A 21,138-nucleotide genomic window follows, 5' to 3' on the forward strand; every position below is an offset into this window, starting at 1 on the left:
AATTTTAGAAGTGAAAATCAAATCATTGTTCCTCCTGTTTCAACCCAAGTCCTTACTGCTGGCGGTATCGATGGTAGTGGTAGGCATTATGCAATCCTGTACTGGGGATTCCGAAGAAAAAATACCTTCAACGGTCGACTTTAACCTCCATATCAGGCCCATCCTGGCCGATCGGTGTTTTAAGTGCCATGGTCCTGACGCCAATAAACGTGAGGCTCAGCTCAGGCTGGATATCCCGGATAGCGCTTATGCCCCACTTAAAGAAAGCAAAGGAAAATTTGCCATTGTACCAGGTGATCTGCAAGCTTCCGAGATGTATGTGCGTATGACCTCCCAGGATACTTCCATCCAGATGCCTCCGCCGGAGTCTAATCTTAAACTGTCCGCCCGCGAAATAAAATTGTTTAAAAAATGGATCGAGCAGGGCGCTGTATATAAGCAACATTGGGCCTTCATCGCCCCTCAACCCCAGCCGGTGCCTCAGACCAAAAATTCTACCTGGCCTATCAATGAAATCGATCATTTTGTTTTGAATAAAATGGTAGACAAAAAACTCAAACCTAATAAAGAGGCTGACAAAGAAAGACTGCTTAAAAGATTGAGTTTTGATCTCATCGGCCTGCCACCCAGCCTGGAGCAACAGGATCGGTTCGTGCAAGATCAGGCACCCGATGCCTATGATAAGATCGTCGATGAACTGCTGGCGAATAAACACTATGGTGAAAAAATGGCCATAGCCTGGCTCGATGTGGCTCGGTATGCCGATAGTCATGGCTACCAGGACGATGGCCTTCGTACCATGTGGCCCTGGAGGGATTGGGTGATACATGCCTTCAACGAAAACTACCCATATGACAAGTTCGTCACCTGGCAATTGGCTGGTGACCTCATACCTGACCACACCAAAGAGATGGAGCTGGCTACCGGCTTCAACCGAAATCATAAGATCACCCAGGAGGGCGGCATCATAGATGAAGAATACAGATTGGAATATGTCACTGATCGCACCAATACTTTCGCCAAGACTTTTCTGGCTCTGACCATGGAGTGTGCCAAATGTCATGATCACAAGTATGATCCCATCGCTCAGAAGGATTATTACAGCACATTTGCATTTTTTAATCAAGTTAATGAAAAAGGGCTCGTAGGGGATATCAGCCTTGCCTCTTTGGCTGACCCTCCATATATGTCTATCACTACGGAGGATGTCAATAAGATGATGCAATTCATCAATAAAAAAGATACCTCGCCCGTGCGCGTGATGGTCATGCGGGACAGCAGTGTCGAGCGACCAACCTATATATTAAAAAGAGGTGTGTATGACCAACCGGGTGATCTGGTGCACAAGAATACACCGCCCAAAGTATTCCCATTCGACACGACCAGGCTGCCTCGCAACAGATTGGGTCTGGCAGAATGGTTGTTTGACAAAAAACATCCCCTTACTGCGAGGGTCTTTGTCAACAGAATGTGGCAGGAGATCTTCGGCAGAGGATTGGTCAGGACTTCCGGTGATTTTGGCATGCAGGGGGAGCTGCCTTCTCATCCGGAACTGTTGGATTGGTTAGCATTAGACTTTATGGATCATGGCTGGGATATCAAAAGGCTGGTCAAACAGATCGTGACCTCTGCTACCTACCGGCAATCTTCTGAAGTAATGCCTGAAAAGTATGCCATCGATCCGGAAAATATCTATCTGAGCAGTGCGCATCGTACCCGGCTCCAGGCAGAACTACTCAAAGATCATATCCTGGCCAGCAGTGGCTTACTCTATGATGCGATCGGAGGACCAAGTGTAAAACCATATCAGCCCAAAGGCATCTGGGAGTCTGCGACCTCCGGCCGAGGGCAACTGGCTGCCTATGTGCAAGATCATGGTCAACTATTGTACCGTCGTGGTATGTATAATTTTATCAAGCGTACAGCACCGCCTCCGTCCATGCTGACTTTCGACGGATCTAACCGGGACCAGTGCGAAGTACGACGCGTGATCACCAATACTCCACTGCAAGCACTGGTCTTGCTCAATGATCCCCAGGTACTTGAAGCCTCCAGGGTATTTGCCGAAAAACTATTGACTGACTCCCAGGATACCAGGGAAATTCTAGTCAAAGCTTTTCGTACCATCGTGTGCCGTCAACCTGATCAAACAGAACAAGACATCCTGACCGGATTTTTTACGGAAGAAAAACTCAAGTTTGAACACAACCCAGAAAAAGCGACTCAACTCTTAGCTATCGGCGAATACAAAAAAGCTATGGGTGAAGACAAACCTACTGCAGCAGCACTCATGCAGACCATTCATATGATCTATAATCTCGAAGAAGCAGTCACCAAAACTTAATCTATGGCAAACGAATTTTTAGAACATCGACTGAATATCAACCGAAGACATTTTCTGGGCAAAGCAGGCCTCACGATAGGAAGTGTCGCGCTGGGTTCGCTACTGGTCAAAGATCTTTTTAGTGGCAAAGGACTAGAAGGTGGGCTGCCGGCAGGGCTACCCCATTTTGCGCCTAAAGCCAAACGAATCATATATCTGTTTCAGAATGGTGCTCCCTCCCAGTTGGAGACATTTGACTACAAACCCAAGCTCAATGAAATGTTTGGTCAGGATCTGCCTGAATCCATCCGCGGCGGACAACGACTGACAGGTATGACGGCGAGCCAGGACAAATTTCCCCTGATTGGATCAGAGTTTACATTTAAGCAACATGGCCAGTCTGGCACCTGGATGAGTGAGATCTTCCCCAATATGGCGAAGATCGCGGATGACCTCTGTGTGATCAAAACGATGCATACCGAGGCAATCAATCATGATCCGGCATTGACCTTTATGCAGACAGGGGCTCAGCAGGGCAATCGACCGAGTATGGGCGCCTGGATGAGTTATGGTTTAGGTAGTGAAAACAAAAACCTGCCTGCATTTTGTGTGCTCCTCTCCAGGGGAAAAGGAAATGGTCAAGGGGTATACTCTAAACTATGGACCAATGGATTCCTCGACAGCATCCACCAGGGAGTACAATTTAGTAATAGTGATGAGCGGGTACTTTATCTTAACAATCCTGAGGGTACCGACAAAGCAGATCGAAGAAAAATGCTGGACGAGCTATCAAAACTCAATGCACATTCTTTCGAGACTTTTGGCGATCCGGAGATCAAAGCCAAAATCGAACAGTATGAGATGGCTTATCGCATGCAGACTGCAGTACCTGAACTCACTGACTTTTCAAAAGAGACAGACCAGGTGATTAAAATGTATGGACCGGAGTGCCTGGTACCCGGCACCTATGCTGCTAATTGTCTGCTAGCAAGAAAACTTTCAGAGTCAGGGGTGAGATTCGTCCAATTATATCACCAGGGTTGGGATACGCATGGCAATCTGGCCAAAGAGATGAGAGGTCAGGCTATGGATACAGATCGGCCCTCAGCAGCTTTGGTCTCAGATCTAAAACAACGGGGCCTGTTGGACGAAACGCTGGTGATCTGGGGCGGAGAATTTGGGCGTACCAATTATTGCCAGGGCAAACTGACCAAAGAAAACTATGGTCGGGATCATCACCCACGATGTTTCAGCTTATGGATGGCAGGGGGTGGCATCAAACCCGGCATCACCTATGGCGAGACAGATGAGTTTGGGTATAATATCGTAGAAAACCCTGTTCATGTCAATGATTTTCATGCTACCATCTTACATCTTATGGGGTTACAACACGATAAATTGATCTACAAACATCTCGGCAGAAGGTACCGGCTCACTGATGTAGCGGGATCTGTTATCAAAGACATCCTGGCATAAACTAGACCGACTTATATGACCCGACTGCATCGAGCTATTGCCAATATTAGTTTTTTTATAGCTGTCTTACTGGCTTTTCTATTGCTATTTCAGGACAAGGTTTCATTACCGCCGATTGTTCAGAGCCTGGGCAGAGCACATGTATTATTCTTGCATTTGCCGATAGGCATCATCGTATTGCTGGGCATCCTGCGTGTATTCAGACCCTATATCAAAGCAGCGTCTTTTGATTATGGATTTATCTTTCAACTGGCAGTGTTGTTTTCGCTGACTACCTGCCTATTGGGATTTTTTTTGATCCAGGAGCAGGGATATGATACGACGCTGGGAGATCGCCACCGACTCTTAAGTTTGATTACCACAGCATTGATTTACCTTTCTTACGTGGCGTTTGCCCGGTGGAAAACTTTTCCGTTAGGATCTGATATCTTATTATTGGCTTCGCTGGTGGGTTTGATCATAGGGAGTCATAATGGAGCAGAGCTGACCCATGGCAAGGGATTTTTATTACAGCCATTAAAATCCACCACCGCGCAGCTGGCGATCACTGATTCAACTTCCCTCTACCAGGCGATGATCCTCCCTATATTTGAAGCAAAATGTATATCGTGTCACAATCCTCAAAAGGCAAAAGGCGGGCTGGACATGACTACTGTCGCTGCCATAACAGCTGGAGGAAAAAATGGTGTCATCTGGGTACCAGGCGATACTGCCAACAGTACTTTGATCCACCATATCCATCTTCCGCTAGAAGATAAAAAACATATGCCTCCTCAGGGCAAGGTCCAGTTGACACCACTTGAAACTTTTATGCTCCTCTCCTGGATTAGCTCAGGGGCAGATACGGATAAACCCATCAATGATTACGCCCGGGAGGATACTTTATATCTGGTGGCCAAAAAAATCATGGCTGATCAAAATGTAGTCCATACCATTTATGATTTTAAAGCAGCGCCTCCCGAGTTAGTTCAAAGTTTAATAGACCCTTTTTGCACGGTCTCGCCTATCTCCCAATCTTCACCGGCATTAAAAGTCACTTTTTTCGTGAGAGAAAAATACAATGCTCAAAAATTAAACGAACTCACCAAGATCAAGGATCAAATCGTAGAGCTCAATATGGACAATATGCCGGTGAGTGATGAGGACCTGGCCAAAATCGCATTGTTTCCAAATCTTGAAAGACTGATCATCAACTATTCATCTATCAGCCAAAAAGGACTGGCAGAATTGGTCAAATTAAAGACATTAAAATCTTTGGCCGTATCTGGCACCAAGCTGGACCAGCAGGCATTAAAGACTTTCGGAGAAATGCCTTCACTTAAGGAAGTTTTTATTTGGAATACACAGATAAGCGAAGGAGATATACACACAGCCAAGCTCACCAACCTCGATATCCATACCGGCTACCAGGTCGATACCAGTGAAATATTAATGTTGACAGCTCCAATGCTCAAAAAAGAAAACTCCCTATTAGGCAAAGACGAGATGATCGAACTCAAACATCAGATCCCCGGAGTCACTATCCGATATACTACTGATGGAACTACACCAGATAGTTTGAGTTCGCCGGAATATATCAAACCCCTGGATGTAGAATATTTTGGCATCGTCAAAGCCATGGCAGTCAAACAAGGATGGTTGAAAAGCCCCTCAGTAGAGTTTTCTTTTTTCAAAAAAGGGATTGTACCTACCACCGCTGATTTGATGACGACACCCAATCAAAAATATAGAAGTACGGGTAGCCAGGCACTCATAGACCTGGTCAAAGGCAATCCCGGCAATCTTATCGATGGTTCCTGGTTAGGCTTCAAAGAACAACCTCTGGAGGCACTTTTTTATTTTGAGCAAAAGCCGCCCATTCATAAAATCATCCTGAGTTATAATAAAAGCGTCAATGCATTCCTGATGCCTCCAACCGGGGTTGAAATCTGGGCTGGAGACGATAAAGACAAACTTAAATTGATCAAAAAATTTATACCAGAGCAGCTTACCAAAAAAGATCTTGGTACTCTGCGCAACGAAGCTTTGATGATCGATATCAAACCAATATCGGCAGCGTATTATCGGATCAAGGCTCAGAACATCACAAAATTGCCTGCCTGGCATCCGGGTAAGGGCCAGCAAGGGTGGTTGTTTGTAGATGAGGTATTTTTTTATGGTCCATCGGCAGAAGAAGCTGCCGGTGACAGCCAATGACGCGTGCTACTTTGCGATTTACATTAAAGCATTCCCTAATGACACAAGACTAATGAAAGCAATAATTATGCTTTTAGTTTTTTGAATACAGATAAAAAGAACAGCGGTTTGCCTTTAGTATCAAATACGGTTGGATAACTATCCCCCAACAAATTGTAGCAGATGGTCAACTCATCGTGATCAAGTTTATAGATGGCGGTGAAATGTTTACCGGCATTGACACCTTCCTTGCTGTAAATATCCATTTTGTCACCATCATATTGTACGATGCCTTTGTCGATGCTTTCGGCTGTGACGGTATAGTTCAAGTCCTCGAGCAGGAGCCTTTGACCTTCAAAAGCCATTGCCGGCAGAGCAGTACCACCGATTTCTTGTTTAAGAGGAATCCAGGTGCCGTTTAACATTTTTGTTCTAAGTTTGATTTCTCTAGAACTACTACAACTACAATAAATACCAAGAGATAACAAAAGGATAAGGAGTCGCATAACTTACATTTTTAAATTAAATACTTTGTGAACAGGCAGGAGCTTCATATAAAAGGGGTATGCCGATACTTACACATGTTGGTCTATTAATATGATATTGCCATCCGGGTCAGCCAAAGTAAAACTCGCTGGCCCCTTGGTTTGTTCGTCCACTGCATTGTTCAATTGGATGTCCTGAGATAATAATTGACGCTGTATCTCCCGCACATCATCAAAGGACTCCTGGGTTTGTGCATTTTCGTCCCAGCCAGGATTGAAAGTCAAGATGTTTTGCTCAAACATACCCTTGAACAAGCCGATCAGGGCGTTTTCATTTTTCATGATCAGATAGTTTCTGGCTTCATTGCCGGCAAAGACTTTGAATCCAAGACTTTCATAAAATTGTTTTGATGCCTGCAGGTTTTTGACAGCAAGGCTGATAGAGAAGGCTCCTAATTTCATATAGAAAATGTTTAATTAAAGATAGTCGTTTGGCCTGTGGTACAAAGATATTTTAAGGTAGAATAGAAGAATTGTAAAAATGTTACCAGGCAGGATACTAGCTGATTTTTTAGCTAACCGGTAAAAAATGGGGAATGAGCCTGAGCGAAGGTATTGACTCAAGGTTTTTGACATATTCATTTGGTTTTATACCTGTGAATCTCTTGAAGTTATTATTAAAATGGGCCTGGTCAAAAAAATCCAGTTCATAAGCGAGGGTGCCCAATTTGTCAGGTCTTGATCTGCTGAGAGCTTGAAGAATGCCCTGAAAGCGATTTAAAGAAGACAGCATTTTTGGAGCAATACCCATATACTCCTGGAATAAAAAACTTAAGTGTTTTCTGGAAATACGATGTTGAAGACAAATATCCTGAATAGAAGGAGGCGTCTGATGATTAAACAATGACCCAAGCGAAGCCAGGAGTTTTTCATTGGGCATTTTGCTATTGATGAGTCTTTGGAAAAGAAAATTTTCAGTGATTTCAAATTTTTCCCGGATAGTATTGCTTTCTTGTAAGCGCTCCCAGATATGCTCTGCCTCCCAGGAAAACACATCGTCCAGGTTGATATATTGATTGGTAAAATGTCGAAGAGGCTGATTCAAAAATATATAAGCACCCAAGGTCTTAAACTGAACGACGATCATTTTGCTTTCTCCATAGCTTTCTACATAAGTAGGTTGAGTTTGGATACCGGCAGCCCAATATTTTTTGTAATCAATATGTCGGGTAAACTGGCTATCATTGTACAATTTGAAACTATCATGTAGGTTAAAGACCAGGCTCATGGCAATTTTGGGAAAGCCCACCCCTTTATTATTGCCTTCGACATATACCATACAATCTACATATTGGTCGAGGGGAGCACCAGGTATGTATTTGCGAAACACCATAAAATTCAGGGTGACTTGTCTGTTTTATTAGAGCTGTACTTTCAATTAGGATTTTTAAAAGTAATGATTTTGACTAATCAAACCAATGTAGTTTTCATTTTTTGTGCCGTAGCACGAACATGAATTAATTCAGATGTATAATCCGCCGGGTCATCTGTTGTGCCAGCGCTTCCATATTGATATCAAGATCTTCCAGCCCTACTTTGATGACTTTTGATTTGTCAGCCGGTAGTCTATCAAAACCATAAAATGCACCGAGTATGCCTCCAGCCACTGCAGCGGTAGTATCATTATCACGGCCATAATTGATCAGAAACTGCATGGTCCTGACAAAGTCAAAATCTGCATACAACATAGCTGTGAGTACCTCCAGGTAAATCTCCCCTGCATGAAATGGCATGACTTCATGATGTTTATCGAGTAAGGTAAAAGCTTTTTTGAGTGGATCGGTGGTATCTGCACGTGCTTCATTGACCAGGTATTGAGCGGTCTTGAATAAATTAAATGAGGTCCGGCCGACCAGACGGCTTTTAAAATAGCCCTGCGGGTCGACACTGCGCAATACAGCGATGATGGATTCTTTGGTGGCGTCTTTTGGCATGCCGGCCGCTGTCATGGCCGCTGCCAGCGCACTGATATCCCGGGCATATCCCAGGTCATAGATACTGACATCGAACATCTCGTTGTAAGCCGTAGTTGGATCGCCGGGGTAAAATGCACCGATAGCAGGTGCGTATAATAATCCTGCGCATACCATCTCTCCGCCATAAAATTTACTTAATGCGGTATGGTATTCAGGGTATTTTTTTTCTATAAAAGGCTTGCTCACTTTGGCCCATTCCTGGAGCCAGGCTACACGAAGTGTATTTTCTTCGAATGGTTCCGGGTCAAATGATTTGATTTTACTGTAGTTTGTTATCGATGCATTGTATTGGTCCAAAATGGCTTGTGCAAAACCTTCTGCCTGGAGATCTTTTGAAGGTTGTTTGGCCAGGTATTCGGCGGTAAGTTTTTTCCATCGGGTATCATCGGTCGTTCCACCTGCTCCAAGATTGGTCTTCCAGGGTCCTTCTGCAGATGCTTCCCTAACCATAGAGTCGAGGCCGGTCACATAACCATACTGAGTCTTGATATCCTCCCTGCTCCACATCTCCGTCGGCGCACCCATAGCATCTCCGATGGCCGAACCCACGATCATACCCAGCACTTTGTCGTACAATTCTTTTTCTGTGAGATTGAGTTTGACGATGGGTTTTTCTTCAAACACGATCGGGGCATGATCAGTACCACAGGATATCAAGGTAATAATAAAGATAAGTGCAAATACCTGGATGGTTTTCATAAGGAAATGGATGGTTAAATAAAAAAAATCATCCCAGGATCAAAGCCCTGGCTTCGGTCAAAAGTACGAGCTTTTGATCAAGGGTCAGGTTTAAAGGCAACTGAGCTATACCGATCAATCTTCGCAATATCTCTACTCCGATATATTGGTCCAGTAATCTTTGATCAGGGACTCGGACATCGCTATATACCGAAAGGGTAAGTTCGACGAGGTTTGGATCCAAACCTGCTAGTTTAAAATGGGCGAGCATCACTCCAAGATCAAACTCTGCATCTCCTACAAAGGCAAATTCAGGATCGATCACTTTGATATCCTGATCTACTTTGAGCCAGCTGCCGGTATAAAAATCACCATGCAGCAGCGTTGTTCCTTCAGCCAGATAGCGTGCTCCGAGTTTTTCGATTTGCTTTTTCAGTTCAGTATCCTGTTTAAATGGTATTGCCAAGGATTGCAACCCTGGCTGTATTGTATCCAGATTAAAACCATTCTCTTCCAAATAAGGAAAATGAAAGATATGCTCATGATTGAGTTTTTTCATTGCACTGTTATCCGGGAAAGGCATAGCCTGCAAGTTATGCAAGGCGATGAGGTACTGAACAAGCAGTCTGATCTCTGCTTCTGATATGGTTACAGTGCCGCTATATAACCCGAGAAAGTCTGATCCATAGCCGAGATCTTCCATCGCCATAATGTGAAACATAGGATCAAAACCTTTGATTTTAGGCGAAAAACCAGTCAGCATTGGATGTTGATTGATTTTTTGGTAAAAAGCATATTCAACGGCTATTCGATCTATAGGTGCTGGGATCTGTGGATACTTTTCTACATAGGGACGGGACTGTTTGACGATAAAATTTCCGCGATTGGTGCATACGCGGACTACAAAATTCATATTGCCTTCACCTGCTTTTTTGTAATCGTACACTTCCATATTAGGATAAAGCCAATCCATTCCCCTTAAGTAATCTTCGGTGTAGGCGTCAAATTCTTCTCTGAGTATCATGTATATATTTTAATTGATCATTAAGCAGGTAGTCAGGGTCTCCATTTAAACGATTTATCATCAATGGCGCGCATGGTACAGAGTATGCCATCAAGATGATCATATTCGTGCTGTAATAATTCTGATAGGTCATCTTCCAGTATGTCTTCATGGGGCATCCAGTGTGCATCCAGATATTTTATTTTTATCGATTTATGTCTTTTTAACCTGACCAAAAGATGGGGAAAGCTCATACAATCGTCCCAAAGTTCAAACATCTCCTCACTCAAAAAGGTCAGTTCAGGATTGATATATACTACAGGTCGATCGATATGCATATAGATCAGTCGCTTCATGATGCCTAACTGAGGAGCAGCTATGGCTCTGCCAAAATGATATTTGTGCCTGATCTCTTTCATGACCTGATCCAGATCGGCAACCCATGCTGATACCTGGGGCAGCTCATCTTTTACTACAGGCGCACACACTTCGTACAAACGAGGATCACCGAGTAATAATAAATCCTGGAGGCCTTTCATGATTCAAATGGGCTTGATTTTGATTGACTGCCTAAGATACTGTTGGGCAATCCATATTGTACAGACATCGCCTCCATTTTTTTGTAAAAAGCGTTTGGTTTTATTAAGTATCGATTTAACCTGGATCTCTAGACATAGATAAATGTCTAAAATTAGAAGATTTATGCAACAAGTATTCTGGAGCAACTAAGAGTATGATTTTTATTCGTAAGCTATTGGCAGAATGTAGGGAACGACAAAAATGTTTTATATTGGATCTATGATACTCTATCAATACCTTAAGCAAAGCATAGTGATTTTGACTATGGCATTGGTTGTCCCGGTATCTTCTACGGGACAAAACTACGGCCAAAGGGACGCCAAAGCCATCACTACCCTGATCGATCATTACACCCTCTCCAGAGATACCAAAGACTCTACCTTGCTCAAAAGCATATTGACCGATGATATTGATCAATTGGTATCATCCGGCGAATGGAGGATAGGCGTAGAGGTAGCGGTAAAAGGAATGATGAGGAGCTCTGAAAGCAACCCGGGATCCCGTAAGATCATTATCGATAAAATAAAATACCTTACTAACTCCGCTGCAGTCGTCGACGCCCGGTATGAAATCCAAAACGCGGATGGATCTATCAGAAAGATGTGGAGCACTTTTATTGTGGTCAGTGAAAAGCGCCACTGGAGAATCTCTGCTATAAGAAATATGTTGCCGGCAGGAAGCTGAGCAGGGCTCAATATCCCCCGCAGCGGGTGATCAGCGTTTCAAGCGATTCATATAGTTTTGTCCTTCTACCTTATTCACTGTTAGCTATGAATATCAGATTATTTTTTTCTGTCATCCTGTTAGCCCTATTGTCCCAACATGTTCTGGCTCAAACTAAAGATGAAAAAGCCATCCTGGCAGTATTGCGTCAGGAAGAAAAAGCCTGGAGCAGTGGCGATGTAGAAGCTTACGTAGAACTGTATGCACCCCTGGACTCGACGCGGATGATTTTAAAAAAAGGAGCTGCTATGGGTAAAGAGAATATCCTGGCATTCTATAAAAAGTATTGGCCCAAAGAAAAAATGGGTACACTCACCCTTGATGGAGAACAGCTGGAGCGGATATCAAAGAAATTTTATTATGTCACGGGTTATTTCCATGTAAAATATCAGGATGGTAAAATGCAGGATGGGCGCTATTCCAGTTTGATGATTAAGCTACGAGGTCGATGGTACTTATATACAGATCACTCCAGTTAGTTTAAATTCAACCCTTCGTAAAGCTATATAATAATGCAGCCAGCAATCCGCCGGCGATAGGACCAACTACCGGGATCCAACTGTAGGACCAATTACTATCGCGCTTATCCGGTATAGGGAGGAGTGCATGCATGATCCTTGGACCCAGGTCTCTGGCCGGATTGATCGCATATCCCGTAGGGCCACCCAGACTTAATCCGATACCCAGGACTACCAGTGCTATGGGCAAGGCATCCAGGGCACCCAGTTTATAATCTGGTGCAGCTATATGAAGTGCAGCAAATACTAACACAAAGGCACCCAAAGCCTCTGTGATCAAATTGGATATCGGATTTGAGATAGCCGGCCCGGTAGCAAAGGTTCCTAACTTGCCATCACGATCATCCGTAGCTTTATAATGATCTTTATAGCCCAAATACACCAGGGTAGTGCCGATCATGGCGCCTAGAAATTGGGCCAGGATATAACTGCCTGCAGTTCCCCAGCTGATTCTTCCTAAAGCGGCCATAGCGATAGTCACTGCAGGATTGAGATGTGCCCCACTGTGCGGAGCGGCGATCATCACACCGGCAAATACGGCTATCGCCCAGCCAAAAGTGATGACGATCCAACCTGACTGATGACCAAAAGTTTTTTTCAGTACTACATTGGCAACTACTCCATTACCCAAGATCAACAAGATGGCAGTGCCTATACATTCGGCTAAGAAGACATTCATATACATTTAAGATTTAATGCTGAAGGTATATAAATTTTGTAAAAAGAAGGGGAAGTGGATTTTTTTTAAATAGGAGGGCTCGGCTATGCCTCGCGCTTTTATTTCCGCCCATCCCTACATCGGGAGGCAGGCCCATCCCTACATCGGGAGGCAGGCAGGCACAAAAGATGCGGAGAAGCCGGAGCGGTATGTAATAAATAAAAAAGCCCCTCAGTGCTCCATTATCCGTACATGCTGAAAGGCGACTTTTAAAAAAACCCCTATGGGGTATGTGTAATTATTATGATGTAAAGTTAAGTATGTAATATTAAGCTAGTATAAAGTCAATATTAACTCTATATGAAGCAAATGCCAACAAGTTTTATTCATTTGTCTTGGCAATAGACAATAGTCGATCTTCAATCATTTGTTTTGAATAATATTTTCCTGTGGCCATCACCCCGGATATTGAATCAATGTTTTGAATATCTTTTACTGGATTTTTATCAAGTAATATCAAATTGGCGTATTTGCCAGAAGCTATAGATCCGCTATAGGATTGTACATCAAAAAACCTGGCGACACTGGAAGTCCCTGCCTGCAATATTGCCCAATTGGGGATGCCGGCTTCTGACCAGGTCTTCATCTCGTGATGGATGGAAAAACCTGGTACATTCATCACTTGTGGTGCGTCTGAACCCAGCAAGAGATTAACTTTTCCTTTGTACATCGCATGAAGGATTTTTTTTCTTATAGCTAAAAACCGATTGTATCGATCTTGAGTATACAGTTCATTTTTCAACAGACTGGTTTTGCTTTGCAACCAGGAGTATCTGGTCCTGGCGGGCATATAAGAGATTTCTTTTTCATTGATCATTTTGTTGGGATCCTCGGGCGAAAACCATCGGGTAAATAAGGATTGAGTCGGTACCAGCCAGGCTTTGCTTTTACGGGTTAGTTGGACCAAAGATTTGAGTTTTTTGAGATCTACCTGGTCTGTTACATTAAATCCAAAGAAACCATTTTGGTTGAGATCTGCCAGCGGTGGCGCCATCGCTTCAATGTATCCATCGAGATGATCGATCGTTTTTTGACCTGATTCCAGCGCGTGTACAATGCCTACTTCTACTGGTACGTGGCCTGCAAAATCAATCCCCACTTCTCTGGCAGTACGCACGATGGCATCGTAAACCTGCCTCTTGATACCGGGATGAATTTTGAGAAAATGATATCCCTTTGATTTGTATTCTCGTACGAGTCTTTCTGCAGTGGCTATATCAGGCACCGTATTGCCATTGAGTGATGGGCTCGAAGTAAACATTAAATCAGGAGTAGCGTTGGATAGATTCCGCATAAATAATTCTTGTTTTATCGCTAAATGAAAGGGCTGACCCAACATACCGCGTATGGTAGTGATGCCATTGGCAAAATATAAAAACAAGGTCTGACGGAGCAGCGTATAATCCCCTGTCGAATCAGGTACCGGAGTATGGGCATGCATTTCAGCCAGACCTGGCATCAGGTATTTGCCTCGAGCCTCCACGCGAATGGCATTGTTGGGCAATACTACCTCTGATGATTTGCCCACCTGTTTGATGAAGCTTTGTTCTATATATACGGTTTGATCTTTGATGATTTTTTTTGTACCAGGATCGATGATGTTTACCCCAATGAATGCAGTGCCCGGTACAGGTATATTCTGACCAGTTAGAGCCAAAGCAATAATTTGGAAAAGATAAATGATCAATATCTTTTTCATGACTTAGTTTTTTCTGCGCTCATAGATTTTTTCAATTTCTTTGGCCAGCGCCCAGTCTTTGTCCGTCACCTTATTGCCTGCGGAGTGGGTAGATAGTTTTATCTCTACTCTGTTCCATACATTACTCCAGTCAGGATGGTGATTGTGTTTTTCACAAGCGAAGGCCACTTCGGTCATAAATGAAAAGGCTGATGCAAAATCTGCAAACTGGTAGCTGGCATACAGATGATCTGGTTTTTCTATCCACATGATAAATAGCGAATTAAAGATTTTAAAAATAAAAAGTTTATTGTTTGAAAGGTATAAATATTTGCGGATACATTTTTTCTGAAAAAGTAATTGTGACCGTAATGCAAATTGAACCCCCAAAAACACCAGATGGCCAATCGGGAGAACATGGTGGTCCCGATGTCCTATATACTAATACTATCACTTAATGGTGCCGCGATCCGGAAAACTCCATGGCTTCTCCTTTGCCAAATCCATAACTAAAGCCTGCTGTGATAAATCGACCTTGCAGAGAATAACTGTATAGATAAAACCGGGTTTGATTGGTCTCACTTTCTCTAAATCGAGAAGCGAAAAGATCACGGATGCTTAAATTAAATACACCCCTTCCGTTCATTATTTTTTTGCGTAAACCCAGGTCAGCAAATAGGATGCCCGATAATTCGCTTTGTACCGTTTTATATTTAGACTCAAGATTACCGGTGATTTCAAACTCGATTTGAGCCGGTAATTTAAATTTGTTGGTAAGCTTGGTAGTCCATCTATTTCCTTTAAAATCTATAGTAGTCGCTTCAAATACTCCTTTCCGATCAAAGTAATTTAAGTTAAAGTCTCCATTTACTGACCAACTTTTATTCGGACTGTATTTTGCATTAACCTCTACACCGGTAGCTTGATTTGTACCAATATTGTAAGGCTTAGAAATACTTATATTGTCTTCAAACGTAGCGATTGATTCTACCACATCGGTGGTATACCGGTGGTAAACCCCCAAATTCATCGATAATTCTCCAAAAATGTAAATACTGTTTAATTCATATGAGTCTGTAAATTCTGGCAATAAATTGGGATTGCCGGTACGTATATTATAATTATTGCGGATATTAAAAAATGGATTTAAACTCCATAATCTAGGTCTGTAAATTCTGCGGGAGTATCCTGCTTGCACAGAGAAGTGCTCCGTCAATTTATAGGAGGTATGAAGACTTGGAAAAAGATTAGAGTAATTGTGATTATTTTGTTCACCTGTAGTAGCAAGCCGGGTCTGCAGGTCTGTATTTTCAAGCCGTAGTCCCAGCTTTAGTCCCCATTTGTCTGCTTCGTAGGCGCCTGTACCATAAGCTCCGAGTACTTTTTGATTGTATTTAAAAAGGTTCGTCAGGTTAGGGTCCTCCAGCCACTCCTCATTGATCAAATTAGTCACCGCGTAATCATTGCCCACATCATTCCACACATATTGAGCCCCTGTTTCTAAAGTCCATTTTTTCGAAAAAGGCTTGTTGTAATCCAATTTAAAAGTATAATTGGCCTCTTTAAAATCGGTTCTGGTTTGTTGTCTGTCTGCAGTAATATTGCCCAAAACAGGGAGATTGGCGAATTCTGAAGACTGGTCTTTGGCAAACAAATTTCCCAGGGCACTAAAAAGCAAAGTATGATCCTTATGGTCTTTAAAATCATGCTTATACTGTAGTTCATATTGATATTTCGGATTGGTAGCGGTGGTGATTTCTTTACGCTTCCATTTGCTGATAACAGTCCCGGAGGCATCCTGAAAAGCAAAATTTATATCGGAGGGTTGATCTTCTACTTCGTAGGCGAAACTTCCGGAAAGGGTAACTACATTGTAACGGTCGATATGATAGTCTGTTCCAAGGATAAAATTATAAGGAACCTCATTTCTATATTCTGTTCCTTCAGATAGGATGGCAGTGCCATTGACCAGATCGCGATTGATGCTTTCCTGGTTTCTGGGAAACGATCTATATCCAACGCCTAATTGGCTAAAAAGGTTAAACTTTTCTGTACGACGATTCAAGCTTAAGCCGACACTGAAATTTTGAGGTATTCCTACATTGAGCGTAGCAGAACCATTGATGCCTTTTCGATCTTCCTTTTTCAGTATGATATTGATGATCCCTGAAGTGCCTTCAGCATCATATTTGGCAGATGGGTTGGTGATCACTTCTATTTTTTCAATCATGTCTGCAGTAATCGTTCCGAGCGCTTTGCCTTGCTCATTGGCGATCACTGAGGGCTTTCCATTGATCAAGATTTGGACTCCCTGGCTGCCTCTCAGGCTGATGGCTCCTTCTATACTTACATTGACCGAAGGCACATTATTTAATACCTCCAAAGCACTGGCTCCAGTAGTGCTCAAATCTTTTCCTACATTAAAAACCCGTTTGTCCAATTTAAACTCGGTTTGGGATTTTTCGGCCCTGACCTCGACTTCTGCCAGCATTTGACTATTCGAAGTCAGTGCGATAGTCCCTAAATCTACCAGGCCATCGATTATTTTAAATTCATTGATAGTTTTGGTGTTATATCCGATAAAACTAATTTCTACATAAAATTCTTTAACCTCTGTAATCAAGTTAAAGTGGCCATCTAAATCGGAAATGGCACCTGTAATGGTCTTTTTGGATTCATTACTCCCTATCATTATGGTGGCAAATTCAATAGGTTGTTGGCTAGTGGCTTCTACCACTTTCCCTTTGATTTCGATACTTTGATTTTGTGAAAAGCCTAAGCCGACACAACACGACAAAGCAAAGCATATATACCAGAATTTCATGTTTTAATTTTAAGGTAAATAACCAGGTCTTTTGATTCAAATCGCAATACAACTGATTAGATAAGGTGACTCATTTACGAAAAACAAACAAAGTTCGATCCCGGTTATTGCGCTTACAAAATGATAGATCGAACGTTGAATGATATCTAAAGGAAAAATAATGCCGTTAAGATAATACCTAAATATGTTTATGCGGTATTATATGCCGACTTAATACAATTTTAAGAACATTATTAAAAAGTGTTAAGGGGTTCGAGGCAAAAATCAGGGATCTTTGAAAGTATTTTATCCATAAGAGATACCCTGCTAACCAATTGTTAAAAAATCAAAGCGCATTTGATATCTTTGGAAGATTATGATTTTTACTGTAGTCCTTATCCTGCTTGTGTTGGTATTACTGATCACCTGGGCCAAAGTACATCCTTTTCTTTCTTTTCTGATCGTGTCCATATTAGCAGCCTTGTTTCTGGGTGTGAATCCTGCCAATATCGGTAAGTCTCTGGAGAAAGGTATTGGAGGAATACTTGGATCAGTATTTTCAGTGATCATCCTTGGAGCTATGCTCGGTAAAGTGATCGCCTCGAGTGGTGCTGCTCAACGCATTTCGGAATCTCTTGTGGCTTTGTTTGGAAAAAAATATCTTCCCTGGGCTTTGGCACTGACAGGATTTATAGTCGGCATCCCTCTTTTTTACAATGTTGGATTTATATTATTGATACCCTTGATTTATTCTCTTGGCCAGCGATATCAGTTACCCCTGGTTTACCTTGCAGTGGCTTTGTGTGCTTCGCTCTCCGTGACACATGGATTTTTACCGCCTCACCCTTCTCCGACCGCCCTGGTGCCGATGATGCATGCTGATCTGGGCAAGACCCTGGTATATGGTTTGATCGCCTCGATACCCGTCATATTGGTTGCAGGACCATTGTTTGCGATGACTGTGCGGAATATAAAAGGAGAACCACTAGCCAGTCTTAAAGTGAAGATCTTTGAAGCTCATGAAATGCCTTCGTCCATAAAAAGTTATGTCGCCGCATTGCTGCCGGTGATTATGTTGGCGATGGGCACCTGGTTCACTAATATTTTCGAAAAAGATACCGTATCGTTTAAGGTGGCTTCCTTGCTTTCCGACGCTAATATTGTGATGTTGGTATCCTTGTTTGTCGCTTATTATTTATTGGGCATGTCTCGTGGAGAAAAATTAAGCAAATTAATCCCTGAGGGTATCGAGGCAGCCAAAGATGTGTTTCCCATATTAATGATCGTGGCCGGAGCTGGTGTGCTCAAGGAAATATTTACCGTCGCAGGGCTCAGTGATCAGATAGGCAATCTAGTCAAGACTTCGTCTTTTTCTCCACTGATTACAGGATGGTTTATAGCAGCTGTGATACGGCTGAGCCTGGGTAGTGCCACTGTGGCAGGGTTGACGGCTGCCGGGATCATAGCTCCAGGTATCGATCCTTCCCTGGTCGATCCTAACCTGATGGTGCTGGCTATTGGCGCTGGCAGCCTGATGTTTTCCCATGTCAATGATACCGGGTTCTGGATGTTCAAAGAATATTTTAATCTTAATATCAAGGATACCATCAAATCCTGGTCGCTCATGGAGACGGTCGTGAGCGTCGTCGGCCTTGGCGTGGTATTGATCATAGACTTATTTGTATAATTATATGGACCCAACGCTGGTTAAGAATAAGTACGATAAAAATAAAACTGCTTATAAAAAATACCTGTCTGTGGCAGATATTAAAAAAGCTATTCCTCATTTGCAGAAGATATCAGATCTGGCCTATCAAAAAACTGACTGTCTCACTTGTGCTGCTTGCTGTAAAAACTATAGTCCGAGATTTAAAGCTCCTGATATCAAGCGGATCAGCAAATACCTGGGCGTGTCCGAGAAGGAACTCATGGATCGGTATTTGCACCGCGATGAAGATGGCGATTATGTGCTGAATACCAAACCGTGTACGTTTTTAGATGAACAGAATAAATGTACGATTTATGAAGTGAGGCCTTCAGACTGTCATCGGTTTCCTTATGTGGACGAAGATGTGTTTTTGAAGAGAAAAGAACTCACCTTAAAAAATGCTTCGTTCTGCCCGATCGCTCAGGACACCTTGGATCAATTGATGAAGCTGTGATACATTCGTGATCATAAGCACTTATATTTGCGGCCATGAAAACAATCTTTGCAATCATGTTTCTTGGCCTTTTAAGTATAAGCTGCAATAAACCACTGGAAGAAGGCAGTGGAGATATACCTACTGACTTGACAGTGATCTCTCAGGGCAGTTTTAGTGGTGCAGCTCACCCAACCACAGGGACAGTAAAACTTTCAAAAGATACTGCCGGCAAAAAATACCTGGTCTTTGAAAATTTTTCTACCGACGCAGGACCTGATATACGGATCTGGATAGCAGAAGACAAGTCTGCCAATAACTATACCGAATTGTCCAAAACTGTATTTACAGGCTCTTTTAAAATCGATGTGCCAGCCGAATTGGATACTACCAAGAAGTCTTATGTATTGATCTGGTGCAAGGCATTCGCGGTGTTGTTTGGCAGCGCACAATTGAAATAATCCCGTTTGATCCCCAGAATATGTAGGATCATCGATGGAAGGCTTGGAGAAACTCTGTTAAAAGACTCCTCCCTTCATAAACAAAGATATTGGTCGCCATCAAACTGATATTATAGAAAATATGGTTGACAGTCTTCACGACTTCTATTTGGATAAAGAAGAGCCAAACAAGAGTTGTATGCTTGCATTACGCAGTATTATCCTTGACCAAGACTCCAATATCATTGAAACCAGGAAATGGGGAATGCCATGCTTCTGTTATAAGAAAAAGATGTTTTGTTACTTGTGGACTGATAAAAAAACGGACGGACCTTATATACTCATGGTTGAAGGAAGACACCTTGACCATCCAAAATTAGAAGCAGGCGACCGCGCCAAAATGAAGATTTTTAGAGTTAATCCAAACAAAGATTTACCCGTTAAGACCATCGAAACTATTCTGCAAGCAGCGTTGGACCTATACAGGACCGGTATAATAAAACTATAAGCATGAACGGACGAAAAAACATATTTGCCTAAAATCATTTTGTGGACCTTCCACAAGCTTCAAAAACTAGAGTAGGTATAGTTCAACCAATTTTTTTGCAGCAGATCACCCCCTACCGATATAAGGCATATTCGTCGCCATCACTGTCATAAACTGCACATTGGTATCCAGTGGCAGCGAAGCCATGTATAAGACAGCCTCCGAAACATGCCTGACATCAAAAGTTGGCTCTATTTTAATCGATCCATCAGCCTGGGGCATGCCAGTCTTCATTGTGGCAGCCATCGTCGTGTCTACATTGCCTATGTCGATCTGACCACAGGCTATATTGTATTTTCGCCCATCGAGGGAGGTGGACCGGGTGAGTCCGGTAATGGCATGTTTAGAAGCGGTATAAGGTGCAGAGTTAGGTCTCGGTACTGCGGCTGAGATTGATCCATTGTTGATGATTCTTCCTCCTTGTGGTTCTTGTGATTTCATCAATAAGAATGCCTGTTGAGTGCATAGAAATGATCCGGTCAGATTGGTATCGATCACTTGTCGCCAGGCTTCATACGAGATATCTTCCAGCAGACCTTTGGTATTGGTACCGGCATTGTTAAACAACAGATCAAGACGGCCACACTCAGCCTTAATGCGCCCAAACAATTGGATCACTGAATCAGGCTGGGTGATATCCGAAGGGATGACCAGGGCATGATCACCTGCTTCGTGCGCGAGCGAGACCGATTCACGAAGTGAAGTTTCGTTTCTTCCGGTGAGGATCACATGAAAACCGTTTTTTAATAAGGTGATGCTGACATCTCTGCCGATGCCGGATCCGGCGCCTGTGACGAGTGCATATTTATTCATGA

The 21,138-nt window shown here is 42.8% G+C and carries 20 protein-coding genes; 9 read left to right on the top strand and 11 right to left on the bottom strand.

The window, feature by feature from the left end; genetic code table 11:
- The first annotated feature begins 70 nt into the window (after positions 1-70).
- From IPJ09_15855 to IPJ09_15865, 3 genes are read left to right on the top strand one after another with little or no spacing between them, the layout of a single operon-like run.
- A complete protein-coding gene (locus tag IPJ09_15855) occupies positions 71-2,344 on the top strand; it encodes a PSD1 domain-containing protein (protein ID MBK7372880.1) in 2,274 nt (757 codons plus the stop codon).
- Positions 2,345-2,347: 3 nt separating this feature from the next.
- A complete protein-coding gene (locus IPJ09_15860; GenBank protein ID MBK7372881.1) occupies positions 2,348-3,799 on the top strand; it encodes a DUF1501 domain-containing protein in 1,452 nt (483 codons plus the stop codon).
- Between the two features lie 15 nt (positions 3,800-3,814).
- Positions 3,815-5,995 (top strand): chitobiase/beta-hexosaminidase C-terminal domain-containing protein, encoded by a 2,181-nt coding sequence (locus tag IPJ09_15865; protein ID MBK7372882.1) that lies wholly within the window; start codon positions 3,815-3,817, stop codon positions 5,993-5,995.
- Positions 5,996-6,060: 65 nt separating this feature from the next.
- Here the strand turns inward: IPJ09_15865 and IPJ09_15870 are convergent, their stop codons facing one another.
- The 6 genes from IPJ09_15870 to IPJ09_15895 all read right to left on the bottom strand — a co-directional run bounded on the left by IPJ09_15870 (position 6,061) and on the right by IPJ09_15895 (position 10,715).
- Complete coding sequence (locus tag IPJ09_15870) at positions 6,061-6,399, bottom strand: TIGR03067 domain-containing protein (GenBank protein ID MBK7372883.1); 339 nt, start codon at positions 6,397-6,399, stop codon at positions 6,061-6,063.
- A gap of 150 nt (positions 6,400-6,549) precedes the next feature.
- Complete coding sequence (locus tag IPJ09_15875; GenBank protein ID MBK7372884.1) at positions 6,550-6,921, bottom strand: VOC family protein; 372 nt, start codon at positions 6,919-6,921, stop codon at positions 6,550-6,552.
- Positions 6,922-7,030: 109 nt separating this feature from the next.
- Complete coding sequence (locus IPJ09_15880; protein ID MBK7372885.1) at positions 7,031-7,852, bottom strand: AraC family transcriptional regulator; 822 nt, start codon at positions 7,850-7,852, stop codon at positions 7,031-7,033.
- 124 nt (positions 7,853-7,976) lie between these two features.
- On the bottom strand, positions 7,977-9,050 hold the full coding sequence (locus tag IPJ09_15885) for an ADP-ribosylglycohydrolase family protein (GenBank protein ID MBK7372886.1): 1,074 nt from the start codon (positions 9,048-9,050) through the stop codon (positions 7,977-7,979).
- Positions 9,051-9,222: 172 nt separating this feature from the next.
- A complete protein-coding gene (locus IPJ09_15890; GenBank protein ID MBK7372887.1) occupies positions 9,223-10,197 on the bottom strand; it encodes a phosphotransferase in 975 nt (324 codons plus the stop codon).
- Positions 10,198-10,229: 32 nt separating this feature from the next.
- Positions 10,230-10,715 (bottom strand): peptide deformylase, encoded by a 486-nt coding sequence (locus IPJ09_15895; GenBank protein MBK7372888.1) that lies wholly within the window; start codon positions 10,713-10,715, stop codon positions 10,230-10,232.
- 304 nt (positions 10,716-11,019) lie between these two features.
- Between IPJ09_15895 and IPJ09_15900 the strand changes: the two genes are divergently transcribed.
- Together IPJ09_15900 and IPJ09_15905 are read left to right on the top strand one after the other, a co-directional pair.
- Positions 11,020-11,439, top strand: coding sequence for a DUF4440 domain-containing protein (locus tag IPJ09_15900; protein MBK7372889.1), 420 nt, complete (start codon positions 11,020-11,022; stop codon positions 11,437-11,439).
- 86 nt (positions 11,440-11,525) lie between these two features.
- Positions 11,526-11,957: a nuclear transport factor 2 family protein gene (locus IPJ09_15905; protein MBK7372890.1), complete on the top strand. Its 432-nt coding sequence runs from the start codon at positions 11,526-11,528 to the stop codon at positions 11,955-11,957.
- Positions 11,958-11,964: 7 nt separating this feature from the next.
- Here IPJ09_15905 and IPJ09_15910 read toward each other — a convergent pair whose 3' ends face one another.
- The 4 genes from IPJ09_15910 to IPJ09_15925 all read right to left on the bottom strand — a co-directional run bounded on the left by IPJ09_15910 (position 11,965) and on the right by IPJ09_15925 (position 17,216).
- Positions 11,965-12,675 (bottom strand): aquaporin family protein, encoded by a 711-nt coding sequence (locus tag IPJ09_15910; GenBank protein ID MBK7372891.1) that lies wholly within the window; start codon positions 12,673-12,675, stop codon positions 11,965-11,967.
- Positions 12,676-13,036: 361 nt separating this feature from the next.
- Positions 13,037-14,413: an amidohydrolase family protein gene (locus IPJ09_15915; GenBank protein MBK7372892.1), complete on the bottom strand. Its 1,377-nt coding sequence runs from the start codon at positions 14,411-14,413 to the stop codon at positions 13,037-13,039.
- A 3-nt stretch (positions 14,414-14,416) separates the two neighbouring features.
- Positions 14,417-14,662 (bottom strand): 4a-hydroxytetrahydrobiopterin dehydratase, encoded by a 246-nt coding sequence (locus IPJ09_15920; protein MBK7372893.1) that lies wholly within the window; start codon positions 14,660-14,662, stop codon positions 14,417-14,419.
- A 184-nt stretch (positions 14,663-14,846) separates the two neighbouring features.
- Positions 14,847-17,216 carry a TonB-dependent receptor gene (locus IPJ09_15925; protein MBK7372894.1) on the bottom strand — a complete coding sequence of 790 codons (2,370 nt, stop codon included), beginning with the start codon at positions 17,214-17,216 and terminating at the stop codon, positions 14,847-14,849.
- A 352-nt stretch (positions 17,217-17,568) separates the two neighbouring features.
- Here IPJ09_15925 and IPJ09_15930 point away from each other — a divergent pair, with 352 nt between their 5' ends.
- From IPJ09_15930 to IPJ09_15945, 4 genes are all read left to right on the top strand, one after another.
- Positions 17,569-18,882 (top strand): gluconate transporter, encoded by a 1,314-nt coding sequence (locus IPJ09_15930; protein MBK7372895.1) that lies wholly within the window; start codon positions 17,569-17,571, stop codon positions 18,880-18,882.
- Between the two features lie 4 nt (positions 18,883-18,886).
- The gene (locus IPJ09_15935; GenBank protein MBK7372896.1) at positions 18,887-19,357 is read left to right on the top strand and encodes a YkgJ family cysteine cluster protein; all 471 of its coding nucleotides are present in this window, start codon (positions 18,887-18,889) and stop codon (positions 19,355-19,357) included.
- Positions 19,358-19,392: 35 nt separating this feature from the next.
- Positions 19,393-19,797, top strand: a complete 405-nt coding sequence (locus IPJ09_15940) for a DM13 domain-containing protein (protein MBK7372897.1) — start codon at positions 19,393-19,395, stop codon at positions 19,795-19,797.
- Between the two features lie 121 nt (positions 19,798-19,918).
- Positions 19,919-20,284: a DUF1801 domain-containing protein gene (locus tag IPJ09_15945; protein MBK7372898.1), complete on the top strand. Its 366-nt coding sequence runs from the start codon at positions 19,919-19,921 to the stop codon at positions 20,282-20,284.
- Between the two features lie 105 nt (positions 20,285-20,389).
- Here IPJ09_15945 and IPJ09_15950 read toward each other — a convergent pair whose 3' ends face one another.
- The gene (locus tag IPJ09_15950) at positions 20,390-21,136 is read right to left on the bottom strand and encodes an SDR family oxidoreductase (GenBank protein MBK7372899.1); all 747 of its coding nucleotides are present in this window, start codon (positions 21,134-21,136) and stop codon (positions 20,390-20,392) included.
- Positions 21,137-21,138: the final 2 nt, after the last annotated feature.

The sequence above is a fragment of the Saprospiraceae bacterium genome, from assembly GCA_016709995.1.
Classification (GTDB): Bacteria; Bacteroidota; Bacteroidia; order Chitinophagales; family Saprospiraceae; genus JADJLQ01.

What these genes read in the sequence shown, in the direction of transcription:
- IPJ09_15855 (MBK7372880.1), top strand. Translation starts at nt 71, where the DNA reads ATGGTAGTGGTAGGCATTATGCAATCCTGTACTGGGGATTCCGAAGAA.
- IPJ09_15860 (MBK7372881.1), top strand. Translation starts at nt 2,348, where the DNA reads ATGGCAAACGAATTTTTAGAACATCGACTGAATATCAACCGAAGACAT.
- IPJ09_15865 (MBK7372882.1), top strand. Translation starts at nt 3,815, where the DNA reads ATGACCCGACTGCATCGAGCTATTGCCAATATTAGTTTTTTTATAGCT.
- IPJ09_15870 (MBK7372883.1), bottom strand. Translation starts at nt 6,399, where the DNA reads ATGTTAAACGGCACCTGGATTCCTCTTAAACAAGAAATCGGTGGTACT.
- IPJ09_15875 (MBK7372884.1), bottom strand. Translation starts at nt 6,921, where the DNA reads ATGAAATTAGGAGCCTTCTCTATCAGCCTTGCTGTCAAAAACCTGCAG.
- IPJ09_15880 (MBK7372885.1), bottom strand. Translation starts at nt 7,852, where the DNA reads ATGGTGTTTCGCAAATACATACCTGGTGCTCCCCTCGACCAATATGTA.
- IPJ09_15885 (MBK7372886.1), bottom strand. Translation starts at nt 9,050, where the DNA reads ATGATCGTGGGTTCGGCCATCGGAGATGCTATGGGTGCGCCGACGGAG.
- IPJ09_15890 (MBK7372887.1), bottom strand. Translation starts at nt 10,197, where the DNA reads ATGATACTCAGAGAAGAATTTGACGCCTACACCGAAGATTACTTAAGG.
- IPJ09_15895 (MBK7372888.1), bottom strand. Translation starts at nt 10,715, where the DNA reads ATGAAAGGCCTCCAGGATTTATTATTACTCGGTGATCCTCGTTTGTAC.
- IPJ09_15900 (MBK7372889.1), top strand. Translation starts at nt 11,020, where the DNA reads ATGGCATTGGTTGTCCCGGTATCTTCTACGGGACAAAACTACGGCCAA.
- IPJ09_15905 (MBK7372890.1), top strand. Translation starts at nt 11,526, where the DNA reads ATGAATATCAGATTATTTTTTTCTGTCATCCTGTTAGCCCTATTGTCC.
- IPJ09_15910 (MBK7372891.1), bottom strand. Translation starts at nt 12,675, where the DNA reads ATGAATGTCTTCTTAGCCGAATGTATAGGCACTGCCATCTTGTTGATC.
- IPJ09_15915 (MBK7372892.1), bottom strand. Translation starts at nt 14,413, where the DNA reads ATGAAAAAGATATTGATCATTTATCTTTTCCAAATTATTGCTTTGGCT.
- IPJ09_15920 (MBK7372893.1), bottom strand. Translation starts at nt 14,662, where the DNA reads ATGTGGATAGAAAAACCAGATCATCTGTATGCCAGCTACCAGTTTGCA.
- IPJ09_15925 (MBK7372894.1), bottom strand. Translation starts at nt 17,216, where the DNA reads ATGAAATTCTGGTATATATGCTTTGCTTTGTCGTGTTGTGTCGGCTTA.
- IPJ09_15935 (MBK7372896.1), top strand. Translation starts at nt 18,887, where the DNA reads ATGGACCCAACGCTGGTTAAGAATAAGTACGATAAAAATAAAACTGCT.
- IPJ09_15940 (MBK7372897.1), top strand. Translation starts at nt 19,393, where the DNA reads ATGAAAACAATCTTTGCAATCATGTTTCTTGGCCTTTTAAGTATAAGC.
- IPJ09_15945 (MBK7372898.1), top strand. Translation starts at nt 19,919, where the DNA reads ATGGTTGACAGTCTTCACGACTTCTATTTGGATAAAGAAGAGCCAAAC.
- IPJ09_15950 (MBK7372899.1), bottom strand. Translation starts at nt 21,136, where the DNA reads ATGAATAAATATGCACTCGTCACAGGCGCCGGATCCGGCATCGGCAGA.